Origin of the sequence: Nostoc sp. TCL26-01, assembly GCF_013393945.1 — a bacterium.
In the GTDB taxonomy this organism is placed as follows: domain Bacteria; phylum Cyanobacteriota; class Cyanobacteriia; order Cyanobacteriales; family Nostocaceae; genus Trichormus.
This window is the reverse complement of record NZ_CP040297.1, coordinates 3,319,620-3,333,020: the sequence shown is the minus strand read 5'-3', so window position 1 is coordinate 3,333,020 and position 13,401 is coordinate 3,319,620. Positions and strand designations below refer to the sequence as shown.

Below are 13,401 nucleotides of genomic sequence, written 5' to 3'. Positions count from 1 at the left end.
AACTAAATGAGATTACAAGAACTAGACAATGCTGTTTCTAGTAGAGTTTGATATTCTTGATCATTGATACTGTAAGCGCCAAATCTTTCTAAATGGGGATTCATCATTTGAGCATCAAACATGACAAATCCCTGTTGGCGCAATCTTTCTACCAACTTAACCATTGCTACTTTAGAACCATCAGGAATTTGGTAGAACATGGACTCGCCAATAAAAGCCCCACCAATGACAATACCTAAAATGCCTCCCGCTAGTTCGTCACCTTGCCATGTTTCAAAACTATAGGCATAACCTGTTTGGTAAAGTAGGTAATAAATTTCTGCTAATTCTGGTGAAATCCAAGTAGTTTCACGATTAGCACAGCCAGCGACTACAGCCGGAAAATCTCGGTTAATGGCGACAGTAAACTTTTCTTGGTTCAAGACACGCTGTAAAGATTTAGGGTAGCGAAACCGTTCATCTAGGGGAATGAGAGTGCGATCGCGACTTCCGTACCAGCCCAGGCTATTATTGTCATCAGCCATGAGAAAATAGCCTTGAGCATAGCCTTGGATAATAGTATCAATATCATACTGCATAGATAAAACTAAAAAATAAAAATATGAGAGGAACGTATCTTCAGCGCTCCTCTTAGGTTTCCTCAGCGTTGAAATAACAATATGACACAACCAATTCCGTCTATCACCCTACCACCACCAACCAATCCCCAACTCGAAGGAGAATGGTTGCAAGAGCGTTTATGGCAATGGCTAGATGCAGAATTTATTCCCGAAGCAATCAACCAAAAAATCGCCCAACGCGCCGCACAAATCTTTGTGCGACAGAGGATGGAAGGGGAGAATGACCTGGGTTCTCTGGTAATTGCCATTGTCACAGAGATGCAGGCCTTTGATTTTTCCAAAAGCTTTTATGGAGAGTTTGCGATCGCTAACGCCGTCAGCGATCTACTCTTAGAAAGTCTGGGTATAGACCGTTGTTGCGGACAGTAAATCAGTCAAAAGTCTACAGTCCATAGTCCAGAGTCAACAACTAATGACTAATGACTAATGACCAATGACTAAAACTACCAACTAGACTTAACCACTCCAGGTAAAAGACCTTCATGGGCCCATTCCCGTAAAACGTTGCGAGACAGCCCAAAGTCACGATACACACCTCTAGGACGACCAGTCAACCAACAACGGTTGCGACGACGATTAGGCGCACTGTTACGGGGTAACTGTTGTATCTGGCGGTGAATTTCCAACTTATCCAAAGGAGATTCTGTTGTTCTGAACTCCTCTAGGAGCGCTTCCCGCTTGGCAGCGTATTTCTCTACCAACTTAGCGCGTTTCTTTTCGCGCTCAATCATACTCTTTTTGGCCATAAATTATTGCATCAATTAGACAGCATTTTCCATTCTACATTCAGCTTAGGGTTGTTGGCTGTAATTTTATTGATTAAGTTGGGAAAAATGAGAGACGGTCAATTAAAAATCAAACTTGTGACAGGCGGCAATCATGGAATTTCCAGTCTAAATTAAAAAGGTTGTGTATGTATCTACACTGCTATGAAAGTTGCTGGGTGTTGCTTGCTACTGTTGTTATTGACTGGCGCAGTTGGTTGTAACCAGAGTCGAGCCTCTTTAGATAATGGAGTTACATCTGCGCAATTGCCGCCAAATCCGACCCAGGGGCAAAATATCATTCCCACAGAAACACTTTCACCTACTCCCATCCGGATTAACTTACAAAATTTACCAGCACCTTTTGCTACAGATAGCGCTGCTAAACCTCCCCAAGTTGTAGCTATTCCCCAAAAACCAGTACTGAGAGTTCCATCTGGGTTTACAGTGAATGTTTTTGCTGAAGGTTTGGATGCACCCCGTTGGCTAGCTTTGACTCCCAGTGGTGATGTATTGGTGACAGAAACTAGGCAAAATCGCATTCGTTTGTTGCGTGATAGTAATGGTGATGGGGTAGCTGATGTCAAACAAACTTTTGCTAGCGCAGCTAATGGACTAAATATTCCCTTTGGGATGACGTTTGCGGGTGATGCCTTCTTTTTAGGTAATACTGATGCTGTTTTGCGATTCCCCTACAAGCCAGGACAGCAACAATTAACTGGGCGGGGGACAAAAATTGCTGACCTCCCTGGCGGTGGTTATAATCAACACTGGACACGTAATGTTGTCGCTGCACCTGATGGTAAGAAACTATATGTTTCCGTGGGTTCTCGGTCTAATGTCGATGAAGAAGAACTACCCAGGGCTTCAGTACAGGTGATGAATTTGGACGGTTCTCAACAGCAGACTTTTGCCTTTGGCTTACGTAACCCCGTCGGTTTAGATTTTCACCCTGTCACGAAAGAACTCTACACTACAGTTAACGAACGGGATGGCATTGGTGATGATTTGGTTCCAGATTACCTCACACGGATTCGCCGGGGAGAATTTTATGGCTGGCCTTACACTTATTTGACAGCAAAAAATCTTGACCCTCGACAAAAAACCAATAATCAAAGTAAACGCCCAGATTTAGCTGCCCGTACCCTGACTCCAGATGTCTTGTTTCAGTCCCATTCAGCCGCTTTGGGCTTGCAGTTTTACGATCGCCAAACTTTTCCGCAAAAATACCGCAATGGGGCTTTTGTTGCTTTTAGAGGTTCGTGGAACCGCGATCGCGGGACTGGTTATAAAGTAGTATTTGTACCTTTTAATACTCAAGGACGACCACAGGGTTACTACGAAGATTTTCTCACAGGATTTTTACTCGACCCTGCTGCACCAACCACTTGGGGAAGGCCTGTAGGGTTACTTGTACTACCTGATGGTAGTCTATTGGTGACGGAAGAAGCCAACGATCGCATTTACCGTATTCAGTACACAGGAGGTTAGGAGACTGGAATTAGCACCCAAGTTAAGGGTATGGCATCGAGAACGGTTGTTACAAGGAGAGGAATGAGGATTAATGATGCGTTAGCTAATCTGTAGTTGACATTCAGGATTAATTGTATTAATACAGACAGTATCCCTTATACCCGAATTTCTCACGAAATTGAGCAAACCGAAGTCCAGAGGCTGTAGGGGCGGGTTCACAAATATGCTTCCATTATTCACGAATATCTCCTGAACTCGCCCCTACCGTTTTGTGAGAAATGCGGGTTATAGATAAAATTTCTCATATTTTTAGAGAAACTAATTGATAGCAGAGCAAAATATGGCATTAATAGATGATTTAGCTAACAAATATTCTCATGCAGATTTAGGGTTAATATTTTCAAAAACTGGTATTGATGCTGTCCAAATTAATGATATTAGTCGGCAGATATTAAAAGAAGTCACTTTGGCACAATGGTTATTAGAATCGGCTAGGGGTAATAGTGATCTTGCTGTGAAAGCTAATAACTTTGCTGGTTTGAAATGGCGAGATCCTGATATGAAAGGTTTTGCTGAACCCTTAAAAATTCAAGTACCATCAGAGTCAAAGGAAGTTGAGTTTTGCCAGTTTCCTGATATTGATGCTTTCTTGATGGGTTATTGGAAGTTTTTAACACGGACTCCCTATAAAGGTTTAGAAGAACATACCAATACGCCAGAAAATTTTATTGGCTTTCTCAAGACTAAAGGCTATTCAGCTGATCCTAACTATGTCACCAAAGTTATTAACTTACTACCAGAAGCCCAAAAGTTATTAACTAATGCTGGTGGAGTGGAGATTTCCCCACCAGTAGAACAGTTACAACTCATCCGTGCGCCGCAAGAAGTTGCACCAGGACAAGTTTTTACTGTGGAAGGTGTAGCACGTTTAGCAGATCAAGGCAAAGTTTTGTCAGTACTAATTGACGATCGCTTCCCTGTGGAAGGTGGCAAAATTGCTCAAGATGGTAAATGGCAATTTAATTTTGTGTTTAATACACCAGGCGATCGCACAATGTTAATAGCGATCGCTGATCAAAGTCTAGAAATCAAGTTTAAAGTCGTCTTGTCTCCAACATCTAGCAAATCAGTAGCCCCAGTGATCAAGCTGACTGGTAGTGTGGGAGTTGGTGGAGTCAACAAACCTGATGAAGTCAAAGCTGTCAAAGCCAGATTACATGAATTAGGCTACACCTGGGTAGGTGATCCCAGCACCACAAGTCGAGACAGAGGATTAGATGAAGCGATTCGACTATTTCAGTCGATTATTGCTGGTCGTAGTACCATTCAAGCTGACGGTAGAATTGATGTTAATGGCATGACTCATAAATGGTTGCAAGCTGCTAATGCGCCGCAGTGGGTGTTGATGCCAAAAAGTGAACCGCAAAATGGTTTGATCAATGGAGAACTAGCAGAAACTCAAGATAATCACGATTTCGGTACACATTGGTTAGCTGATGTCATCAAAGAAATTGCTCAAGATTATCAAAACAGTTATCGTCAGAATTATCCTGGTGCTAGTCATTTTGCCATCAATGATGTGAGTCTGCCTCATGGCGGTGATACCCCAGATCATCAAGGACATGAAACTGGGATGATGTGCGATGTCTTCTTACCTAGAAAAGATGGTAAATTTGGGGGTATTTTCTGGACTAACTCTGAATACGATCAAGATGCAGCTAGAGCAATTCTTTTGTCTATCCGTCGTCAAAAATTAGTCCGGGCAGTTTTCTTTAATGATCGTCAATTGATCACAGCCGGGTTATGTAAATTTGCCAGTGGACATGATCATCATATTCACTTTGAAATCAATCCACCAGTGATGTCAATTCGTAATTCGTAATACCCTATGGGAAGGCTTGCGCCTACGTAATACTCGCCAAAGGCGAGAAGCAAGCTACGTAATTAATAAATCCAGATTGTGTATAGTTTTCAGAGTTTTCATCTGTTGCCAAGTTTTTGAGAATTGGTATTAAATAATCCAGATGAATTTTGGCTACATGAGCAACTAAAGGAGGGACACAGAAATTTTGTGTCCCTTGATAATCATGTGTTGCACCCATTGAAAAACTACCGTTATTCCTATTACAATTTCTGCCCTGCATAAATCGATCGCACTTCACCGTTACGTCGAACGATGGCTTCACCGTTATTGACTTCCACTAATGTCCAACCACTAGAACCAATAGTTTCGCCAATGTTGACACGCCGACTTACGCCATTAACTTGAAATAAAGCCACAGATTTGTTACCCAATTCTAGTAAGCCTTCTAAAGTATGTGTGGGAGTAGGTGCAGCAGAAGCAACAGTGAGTGATGCTACTGGTACTGCATCACCACCACTATTCGGCTGTTGTGGCAAACTAGCCCCAAATGGCACAACGGGCAATGTCGGTAGCAAGTTAGGTGACTGTTGCACGTTGATGGGTGCATTACGTACAGCCACAGGTTTAAGTTCTGAGCGCACAGCCCCAGCTAACATATTCACAGTTGCAGGTTTGCCCGATGGTGCTGTTTGATTCAAAGCATTTTTCACTACCTGAGATTGACCAGCTTGAGGATTATTGGCAATTGGTGGTAGAGGTGAGGTAATACCAGGAATCGGTGGTGGTGCATAGCGCATTGGTGATGGCGCTTGATACACAGGGATGTAAATACGCTCAACGACGTTTGTACCTTGGCTAGGACTGGGTGGTGTATTGTTAGCCATGAGGGGAGATGGCAAGTTACCCACAGGTGCTTGATTATTGTTAAGAGCCAGAGATGAAGGCTGAGAAATGACCCTACTAGCAACTGATCGGACTGGCTGCTGAGTTGTGGCATCTTGCTGATCTAAAATTGCCATAGCTCCCAACATATAGTTAACTAAATCTCCTTCCACATCTGGTTTAGGCAGAAATTGTGCTTGTGATATCTGAATGTTTGGTTGGGTGAGTTTGGCAGTTAGCCGAATTAACAAACCAGATTGGATGATGTAGAATACACCAGCGATCGCTACTCCTGTAGTTGTACCGATCATCAACAGTTTACCTAAAGTTAGCCTGGGTTTGGTACGAACTTTGGTAACTGCTTTGACAGCAGCAGTATCAACTACAACCTTACCCCCAACTTTGCTCCTTACAGGGGCAACAGTTTGCACACGGTTAAGTGTATTTGGCAAGACAATCTGCGGAATATCCAGTGTTTGCAGATGGTCATATTCTATAGTTTGTTGATTGCCTTGGTGATGAAACCAATCACTACTGACTGGAGATGCTTGGCGTAGTGGTCTACCTCTCTTATTAGTTAAGTGGGGGAGATTTGTATCCAGAATCTCGTCAATATCAGCAAAAAGTTCATCCATCAAGCCATCAGCATAAAAGTCTATTGACCAAGGCTCGTTTACAATCAAGTCTTCTGATGGTTCTGGAATAATGAGATGGGTGCTAGCTTTTTGTAACATAAGCATTTTGGGTGGTAGCTGCCAGGATTGGGAACACCGCCCCTACTACCTGGAAATGGGAATGTTGAAGAAGAATTCAGAAGCCAGAATTCAGGAGTCAGAATACCCTACGGGATCTTGCTAGAGGAGTCAGACCCACCAGTCGTACAGAATTCATGCTGAATTCTGACTCCTGAGTGCTGAATTCTGTTGTGTTAAATCCAACGTAAAACTGGGGATCGTTGATGATGCCAGGACTGAACTCTTGTCATCTATCTTACCCATCCCTCTTCTAATATACTCACCCTTTATCAAGATGAAGTTAAGATAAAGCCGCTAATCCGTTCTGCTGCTTGGTTTGACGCAATTCTAAATAAATTAATAAGGCATTAATATCCGCAGGATTGACACCACCGATACGAGCCGCTTGCCCAATAGTCAGTGGTTTTACCTTGGTGAGTTTTTCCCTCGCTTCTTTAGACAGGGTATCAATTTGTGTGTAATCTAAGTCGGGAGATAACTGACGATTTGCTTGCCTAGCAATTTGTTCGATTTGGCTTTGTTGTCTAGCCAGGTAGCCAGAATATTTGATATCTATTTCTGCTCCTTCTCTGGCGGCTTGGTTTAAGCTGGGATTGCCTAGTCCGTATTTATCCAAGTCAACATAATGAAATCCGGGACGACGCAGTAAGTCAGCCAGAGTAATCGAACCTCTGATGGCTTGTTGAGTATCGTCAGCGATCGCTTTACCTACTTGCTCATGTTCTTTGATTCTGGTCGCATACAACCGTTCTTTCTCACCAGTAATTTGGGCTTGTTTGTCAGTGAACATTTGCCAACGGCGATCGTCAATCAAGCCAATTTCTCGTCCCAAGGGTGTAAGACGCTGGTCAGCATTATCAGAACGCAGTAACAACCGATACTCTGAACGACTGGTTAGCATCCGGTAAGGCTCCCGTAAGTCTTTTGTACACAGGTCATCAACCAAAGTACCAATGTAACTTTGCTCACGGGGGAAAACAATCATCTCCTGACCACGGACAAACCGGGCCGCATTAATTCCGGCGACAATTCCCTGAGCTGCGGCTTCTTCATAACCAGTTGTGCCATTCACCTGTCCAGCACAAAACAACCCAGCAATTTTTTTTGTCATCAGTGTGGGATAACACTGGGTTGCGGGTAAATAATCATATTCCACCGCATAAGCTGGACGTAGCATTACGCAATTTTCCAAACCAGGGAGAGTCCGCAACATCTGTAGTTGCAGATTCTCCGGCAACCCTGTAGAAAACCCTTGGATATATAATTCCGGAATATCTCTACCCTCTGGTTCAATAAATATTTGGTGGCTATCTTTATCCACAAAACGGACAATCTTATCCTCAATACTAGGACAATAACGTGGCCCTTTCGCTTCCACCCAACCACCGTACACAGGTGACAAGTGCAAATTTTCTCTAATCAAGCGATGGGTTTGGGCCGTGGTGCGTGTCATATGACAAGGTAGCTGTTCTCTCTCTACCCACACCTCTGGGTCAAAACTAAACCACCGCACCTCTGTATCCCCTGGCTGGACTTCCATTTTGCTGTAATCTACAGAGCGCTTATCCACCCGTGCAGGTGTACCAGTCTTGAGTCTACCAGTTTCAAACCCCAAGCGATTCAATGTTTGCGTTAATCCCTCTGCTGCAAATTCTCCCGCACGGCCGGCGGGCATTGATTTATTGCCTACCCAAATCTTGCCACCCAGAAAAGTCCCTGTAGTGAGAATCACAGCTTGACAATCAAAGGTCACACCAAAATAGGTTTCCACACCGATGACTTGATTATCAGCACCCAACACCAAGTCTGTCACCATACCTTCGCGGATGCTCAAATTCTCTTGGTTTTCCACAATATTTTTCATCACAGCCGCATATTCTCGCTTGTCTGTTTGGGCGCGTAATGCCCACACTGCCGGCCCTCGTGAAGAGTTGAGGATACGCTTTTGCAGATATGTGCGGTCTGCCATCTTGCCAATTTCCCCACCCAAAGCATCTATCTCATGGGTCAACTGAGATTTAGCAGGCCCTCCCACCGCAGGATTGCAAGGTTGCCAAGCAATTTTATCTAAGTTGAGAGTTAGTAAGAGGGTACGACAGCCAAGGCGAGCTGTAGCCAGTGCTGCTTCGCAACCAGAGTGACCTGCACCGACGACAATGACATCAAAAGCGTCTCGCTCAAAAGCTTTGTTAGCAACGGAATTGTGCATAGTCATAAATACAGGATTAGCCAGCTGAGAATCATGCCTAATTTTAACCCATCCAGAGATTACCAGGAGTTAGGGACTTCTCACTAAAAAAATATACAATCGCTTTGGTGAGTTAAGTATTAGTAGGTTGGGGAGCCACAACATGATCTGCGGAACCCAATGTATATCTTAGTATTGAGTAAAGCTAGCGCTACAATCAACCTAATCGGCAATCATAATACACAAATGATTACTTTCGTCAACGTTTTTACTGTCAATGCTGGTAAGCAAGAGGATGCGTTTGAGCGCATCCAGCAGATTTATACTGAGGTGGTGCAGTCTCAGCCTGGGTTTCTCGATGCTCAGTTACTCAAAAGTGATGATGGTTCTAAGGTAGTAGCGATCGCTCATTGGCAATCAGCAGCACAGATTGATATTTTAAGACAGCAACCGCGATTTAAAGAATTACATGATGAAAAGTTTCATGAAGCGATCGCTCATGTTGAACCCCATGTCTACAGTAGCGTTGTTAAAGTAGTCGCCACTTGAATCTGGGTGGCTTAAACAATACCTTAGCCAAAAAAAGAGTATGAAAGGTATTCTAGTCGGAGAAGGGTTACTTTCACCTCATAACAGCACGAACATTATTGAAATCAGTAAGCAGTGGCAACAATGATCATCCGTCTTGCCGTGACCAATCTTCAATCTTTAAAGAAGGCACTTGAGAAAAATCTCGATAGTTTCGCGTCACTAGAACTGCATCAAGAGCCAAAGCAATTGCTGCAATTCGCATATCCTTGTGCAATCGCTGTTTTGATAACGTGGGATTTTCTTCGAGCAATCGCACAAACGTACAAGCAGCAAAATCATCAAAATCCAACACCCTTACCCGTCCACATAGAGCAACTGTCCGGCTCAACTTTCCATACAGTCGCACAACATCTTCAACTTTTGGCGCACTGTTGATTCTCACCACCCAACCATTAAACAATTCCTAAACCGTCACAATAGAAATCGCTACCTCTGCTCCCACCTCTGACACTCGACGGCTCACCAGTGGATGCTGTTCTAATAGCAGCGATACATGATCTGTATCTAACACCCAAAGGCTCATACGGCGGTATCTATATCCAACTCGCGTTCAGCACGCAGTTCTTGAGCTATGGAAGCAAAGTCATCATCTCCCTTAAACATTCCGATAAAATCTGTCCAAGGATTATTTGCCACTTCTAGGGTTAGTACCTCAATATTCGTCAGTCTAACTCTAACCTGCTCTTGTACAGCAGCGATCGCATCTGTACGATTTTCAGCTTCGGCCACACAATTAGGTAACTCTGGCACTGATGCGATAAAATGACCTGCTTGAGCTTGTTCAACCAGAACATGAAGAGACAGCCTATTCAAATTTGTGACTCTTTGAAGATTCATCAGGAAAATGGGTTTTTTACAGTTTCTTCTAATTGTATCTGCTCACTCAAGTTTCAAGTACCCGGCTTTTTTGAGAAGTCGGGTATGATATGACTCTCAATTCTCATCAATCAATTGTTAGTTCTGGGGTTGCGAACTCCGGCTGCTGCACCCATCAGTGAAGCAACTAAACCCAACAAAGAACCGAAGACAAACCACCATAAGCTTCTAGAAGTTGCAGCAGCGATGTCCCGCGCTTGCTCTGGTGTAACATTGGGAACATTAGGTGGTACTGATGTACCGGGTTGTTGGACTTGGTTAATTACTTCTCCTGCATTAGAAGCAGCAATGCCAAAAGCACCAGATACTCCACTAGCCAATAGCCATGAGCTAAGTGCCAAAGTCGTCGCCCAAAGAATTGCCCCATTGAGTAAGGCTGTATTCCGGTTCATGGGGCCAGAAGCACGAGCTGTCACCCAACCACCAGTAAATAGGGAAATTAATAACGCAATAGTTGACCACAGTCCCACATTACCAGCAACTCCAGGTGCAATGCTTCTGGGTGCGCCTGAGTTGGCAATTGTGCCAGCACCAATAGCGGCAAACAAAGCACTTAAAATTAATTGCGTAGCTAAGGCAACCAAGACACCAGAAATGATTGGGCCCCAACGAACACGATCATGGTAATCACCGACTCTCGTAACTATGCTTGATTCAGGCTGGATAACATCGTCGTCAACTCGATTTACGTATGACATAGTGTATTTTCTCCTGACTATTTTGACTGCAGTCAAGTATTTTTTGGTTACTTACGTTTAGACCTACGCTAAAATTAAATGTCTAATTTTTGATTTTAATCTCTATCAATAGAAAGAGTTATTTGCTCTATCTTGAGTCGGAAATAAAAGATGTATTTAATCTAAAAAATATTAGCATTGAAAATTCACTAATTATAGTAATTAAATTAGATTGGTATATATTATTCAGTGATGAATAGATAAAGATTTTCATGGGAAAAATTATCTATTTTGTCTCTACAAAATATTAAGTGCAACATTTTGCTAATTCCCTAGAAAAATTTAGTATCCTTTTTGATAAGGAATTCTCTTAACGGATTTTCACAGCAGTACCTGTAGCTGTAATCAATAATAAAACACCTGATTGATCAATATTGATTGTGCCAGTGTCAATTTCAATCCCAATTACAGCATTTGCTCCCAAACGTTGCGCCCTTTGTTCTAATTCTTCCATTGCTTTACGTTGTCCTTGTTCAAATAAACGCTCATAACTGCCAGTACGTCCACCAATTACATCTCGAATACTTGCTAAAAAATCTCGGAGAAAATTACTACCATAGACTACTTCTGCGGTCACAATACCTAAATATGAGTCAATCACTGCGCCTTGAATTACATCAGTTGTAGTTAAAATCATCACGTCACATCCTGTTAAAAAATTATGCAATTGTCATAGATTTTTAGCTTTTGTCTGTTAGAAATCAATAGTCCACAGTCCCATTTAATGAACTCAGTAGAAATTCTGGTTTTTCTGTTGGGAACAGCGTGAGGGAATTTACGGATTATTAATATTTTGTGAAGACAAATAAATACAGTTTTCAAAAAGCAAAATTTTTGTTTTAATGTACAAGAAAAAAGTTCATCATAATTTCAGGAAATTTACTGTGTACAAACGCATATCCTTCATGTTGAGTGTACTGTTATTAGGATGTTGTGCTGCTACTATCCCTACTGCGGCTCAAGCTCAGGTTTTAGTTGTGCAAGCCATTAACCCAGAGTTGAAGCAATTGCTAGATGAGGGACGAAGACTGGTGAATGGTGGTGATTATAACGGAGCGATCGCAGTTTATCAACAAGCGGCAGCGATCGAACCCAGAAATGCCAAAATCCATTCGGGGATTGGGTATTTATACGCGCAACAAGGAAATTTCCAGGCAGCACTAGCATCATACCGCCGAGCTATTGGCCTTGACCCTAACAACAGTGATTTTTACTATGCTGTAGGTTATATCAAAGGCAACCTGGGTGATACATCTGGCGCGAAAGAAGCTTATCGCCGTGCCATACAATTGAACCGCAACAACGTTAATGCTTATGTGGGTTTAGGCATTACTCAATCACGTATGGGAGACTACGAAGCCGCTAATTGGGCATTTGAGCAAGCCATCAACCTGGATAGAAACAATGCTCAGACTTACGAATTTATGGCGGCGATGTACAAACAACGACGACAAACCAAACAAGCAAGTAACCTGCTGCAAAAAGCCCGTGACTTATACAAAAAGCGCAACGATATAGATGGTGTGGCGAGAGTAGAAGCTCTACTACAGCAACTGTAAAGCTTGATTAATTTAATTGTCGCCCTGTTAACTCCACAAAAATATCTTCTAAGTTAGAGGGACGCACCATCATGCCTGTTTTATCTGGCTGTTGATGCAAATAAATGTTAGCTTCTGCCAAAGAAGGGAAAAATAAATACTCCCAGCCTCGTGAGCTATTGTTCTCTGTTGCGGTAGCGCTCAACTGTTTCATCACTAAACCTTCACCGTGAGCAGAACGCAGTTGTTGTAAAGTGCCTAAAGAGATCAGCTTACCACCATCCATAATCCCGATACGCCCCGGTTTAGCAGTGCCAAAAGCATCACATAAATATTCCACCTCATCCATATAATGAGTCGTGAGTAACATAGTCATGCCTTGTTTATGCAAATCTTGAATAATCTCCCACAGCCGTCTTCTTGTTTGGGGATCTAACCCTACCGTCGGTTCGTCTAGAAACAAGATTTGTGGCTGATGCAATAAAGCTCTAGCTATCTGCAATCTGCGTTTCATCCCTCCAGACAGAGTTTTTACTAAACTCTCGCGTCTGTCTGATAATTCCACATATTCCAACCATTGATTAATGAGTCGCTGGCGTTGTGGGTTAGCTATGTGATGCAGTCTGCCATGCAACTCCATATTTTCCCAAACACTTAAATCACCATCCACGCTAATTTGCTGCAAGACAACACCAATACTCTGCTTTGCTTGCCGTGGTTGACGCACCACATCATACCCTCCTACCTGTACCTGTCCTTGAGATGGTTTGGTAAGGGTAGTTAGCATCCGAATTGTTGTAGATTTTCCTGCACCGTTGGGGCCAAGGAGGGCAAATATTTCTCCCGGCTCAATAGCAAATGACAAATCATTAACTACAGGGGTATTGTTGTAAAACTTGTATACGTTCTCTAGTAAGACAGCAGCAGTCATGAGTAAATTGGTTACACAATTTCCTTATTTACACTACCATTCATTACCCAAAAATCCAGGACTATCTCACAGGATATTTGAAAAGAATGAGGCGAATATAATTCGCTACTACACAGGCAAAGTCTGTCTCCGCAGACTAATCCAAAATCAAATATTTCCAACCCACGGAGGTGGGTTTTGTC

At 42.8% G+C, this 13,401-nt stretch carries 15 protein-coding genes; 5 read left to right on the top strand and 10 right to left on the bottom strand.

The window, feature by feature from the left end:
* Positions 1–2 precede the first annotated feature (2 nt).
* Positions 3–578, bottom strand: coding sequence for a leucyl/phenylalanyl-tRNA--protein transferase (gene aat / locus FD725_RS14420; protein ID WP_179048753.1), 576 nt, complete (start codon positions 576–578; stop codon positions 3–5).
* A gap of 81 nt (positions 579–659) precedes the next feature.
* On the opposite strand from aat, the gene FD725_RS14415 reads away from it, so the two are divergent.
* On the top strand, positions 660–989 hold the full coding sequence (locus FD725_RS14415; RefSeq protein ID WP_179048752.1) for a hypothetical protein: 330 nt from the start codon (positions 660–662) through the stop codon (positions 987–989).
* 74 nt (positions 990–1,063) lie between these two features.
* On the opposite strand, the gene rpsN is transcribed toward FD725_RS14415, so the two are convergent.
* Positions 1,064–1,366 (bottom strand): 30S ribosomal protein S14, encoded by a 303-nt coding sequence (rpsN, locus tag FD725_RS14410; protein ID WP_179048751.1) that lies wholly within the window; start codon positions 1,364–1,366, stop codon positions 1,064–1,066.
* Positions 1,367–1,549: 183 nt separating this feature from the next.
* Between rpsN and FD725_RS14405 the strand changes: the two genes are divergently transcribed.
* Together FD725_RS14405 and FD725_RS14400 are read left to right on the top strand one after the other, a co-directional pair.
* Entirely contained in the window at positions 1,550–2,875 is a 1,326-nt protein-coding gene (locus FD725_RS14405; protein ID WP_179048750.1) for a sorbosone dehydrogenase family protein, read from the top strand.
* A gap of 322 nt (positions 2,876–3,197) precedes the next feature.
* Positions 3,198–4,739, top strand: coding sequence for a glucosaminidase domain-containing protein (locus tag FD725_RS14400; protein ID WP_179048749.1), 1,542 nt, complete (start codon positions 3,198–3,200; stop codon positions 4,737–4,739).
* A 22-nt stretch (positions 4,740–4,761) separates the two neighbouring features.
* Here the strand turns inward: FD725_RS14400 and FD725_RS14395 are convergent, their stop codons facing one another.
* The 3 genes from FD725_RS14395 to mnmG form a co-directional block, all read right to left on the bottom strand.
* Complete coding sequence (locus tag FD725_RS14395; protein ID WP_179048748.1) at positions 4,762–4,959, bottom strand: hypothetical protein; 198 nt, start codon at positions 4,957–4,959, stop codon at positions 4,762–4,764.
* 22 nt (positions 4,960–4,981) lie between these two features.
* Positions 4,982–6,337 (bottom strand): hypothetical protein, encoded by a 1,356-nt coding sequence (locus FD725_RS14390; RefSeq protein WP_179048747.1) that lies wholly within the window; start codon positions 6,335–6,337, stop codon positions 4,982–4,984.
* Between the two features lie 301 nt (positions 6,338–6,638).
* Positions 6,639–8,573, bottom strand: coding sequence for a tRNA uridine-5-carboxymethylaminomethyl(34) synthesis enzyme MnmG (mnmG, locus tag FD725_RS14385; RefSeq protein ID WP_179048746.1), 1,935 nt, complete (start codon positions 8,571–8,573; stop codon positions 6,639–6,641).
* A 153-nt stretch (positions 8,574–8,726) separates the two neighbouring features.
* Here mnmG and FD725_RS14380 point away from each other — a divergent pair, with 153 nt between their 5' ends.
* A complete protein-coding gene (locus FD725_RS14380) occupies positions 8,727–9,095 on the top strand; it encodes an antibiotic biosynthesis monooxygenase (RefSeq protein ID WP_256871923.1) in 369 nt (122 codons plus the stop codon).
* Between the two features lie 127 nt (positions 9,096–9,222).
* Here the strand turns inward: FD725_RS14380 and FD725_RS14375 are convergent, their stop codons facing one another.
* The 4 genes from FD725_RS14375 to FD725_RS14360 all read right to left on the bottom strand — a co-directional run bounded on the left by FD725_RS14375 (position 9,223) and on the right by FD725_RS14360 (position 11,387).
* Positions 9,223–9,537, bottom strand: a complete 315-nt coding sequence (locus FD725_RS14375) for a type II toxin-antitoxin system VapC family toxin (RefSeq protein ID WP_256871921.1) — start codon at positions 9,535–9,537, stop codon at positions 9,223–9,225.
* A gap of 119 nt (positions 9,538–9,656) precedes the next feature.
* A complete protein-coding gene (locus FD725_RS14370; RefSeq protein ID WP_179048745.1) occupies positions 9,657–9,974 on the bottom strand; it encodes a type II toxin-antitoxin system HicB family antitoxin in 318 nt (105 codons plus the stop codon).
* A gap of 110 nt (positions 9,975–10,084) precedes the next feature.
* Positions 10,085–10,711: a hypothetical protein gene (locus FD725_RS14365; RefSeq protein WP_179048744.1), complete on the bottom strand. Its 627-nt coding sequence runs from the start codon at positions 10,709–10,711 to the stop codon at positions 10,085–10,087.
* A gap of 349 nt (positions 10,712–11,060) precedes the next feature.
* On the bottom strand, positions 11,061–11,387 hold the full coding sequence (locus tag FD725_RS14360; protein WP_179048743.1) for a YbjQ family protein: 327 nt from the start codon (positions 11,385–11,387) through the stop codon (positions 11,061–11,063).
* A 247-nt stretch (positions 11,388–11,634) separates the two neighbouring features.
* Here FD725_RS14360 and FD725_RS14355 point away from each other — a divergent pair, with 247 nt between their 5' ends.
* The gene (locus FD725_RS14355) at positions 11,635–12,309 is read left to right on the top strand and encodes a tetratricopeptide repeat protein (RefSeq protein WP_179048742.1); all 675 of its coding nucleotides are present in this window, start codon (positions 11,635–11,637) and stop codon (positions 12,307–12,309) included.
* 7 nt (positions 12,310–12,316) lie between these two features.
* On the opposite strand, the gene FD725_RS14350 is transcribed toward FD725_RS14355, so the two are convergent.
* The gene (locus FD725_RS14350; RefSeq protein ID WP_179048741.1) at positions 12,317–13,219 is read right to left on the bottom strand and encodes an ABC transporter ATP-binding protein; all 903 of its coding nucleotides are present in this window, start codon (positions 13,217–13,219) and stop codon (positions 12,317–12,319) included.
* Between the last annotated feature and the right edge of the window lie 182 nt (positions 13,220–13,401).

Bases quoted from the DNA above. Each gene is read 5' to 3' on its own strand.
- rpsN (WP_179048751.1), bottom strand. From the start codon at position 1,366: ATGGCCAAAAAGAGTATGATTGAGCGCGAAAAGAAACGCGCTAAGTTG.
- FD725_RS14370 (WP_179048745.1), bottom strand. From the start codon at position 9,974: ATGAATCTTCAAAGAGTCACAAATTTGAATAGGCTGTCTCTTCATGTT.
- FD725_RS14395 (WP_179048748.1), bottom strand. From the start codon at position 4,959: ATGGGTGCAACACATGATTATCAAGGGACACAAAATTTCTGTGTCCCT.
- FD725_RS14380 (WP_256871923.1), top strand. From the start codon at position 8,727: ATGTATATCTTAGTATTGAGTAAAGCTAGCGCTACAATCAACCTAATC.
- FD725_RS14360 (WP_179048743.1), bottom strand. From the start codon at position 11,387: ATGATTTTAACTACAACTGATGTAATTCAAGGCGCAGTGATTGACTCA.
- FD725_RS14415 (WP_179048752.1), top strand. From the start codon at position 660: ATGACACAACCAATTCCGTCTATCACCCTACCACCACCAACCAATCCC.
- aat (WP_179048753.1), bottom strand. From the start codon at position 578: ATGCAGTATGATATTGATACTATTATCCAAGGCTATGCTCAAGGCTAT.
- mnmG (WP_179048746.1), bottom strand. From the start codon at position 8,573: ATGACTATGCACAATTCCGTTGCTAACAAAGCTTTTGAGCGAGACGCT.
- FD725_RS14405 (WP_179048750.1), top strand. From the start codon at position 1,550: ATGAAAGTTGCTGGGTGTTGCTTGCTACTGTTGTTATTGACTGGCGCA.
- FD725_RS14400 (WP_179048749.1), top strand. From the start codon at position 3,198: ATGGCATTAATAGATGATTTAGCTAACAAATATTCTCATGCAGATTTA.
- FD725_RS14350 (WP_179048741.1), bottom strand. From the start codon at position 13,219: ATGACTGCTGCTGTCTTACTAGAGAACGTATACAAGTTTTACAACAAT.
- FD725_RS14365 (WP_179048744.1), bottom strand. From the start codon at position 10,711: ATGTCATACGTAAATCGAGTTGACGACGATGTTATCCAGCCTGAATCA.
- FD725_RS14390 (WP_179048747.1), bottom strand. From the start codon at position 6,337: ATGTTACAAAAAGCTAGCACCCATCTCATTATTCCAGAACCATCAGAA.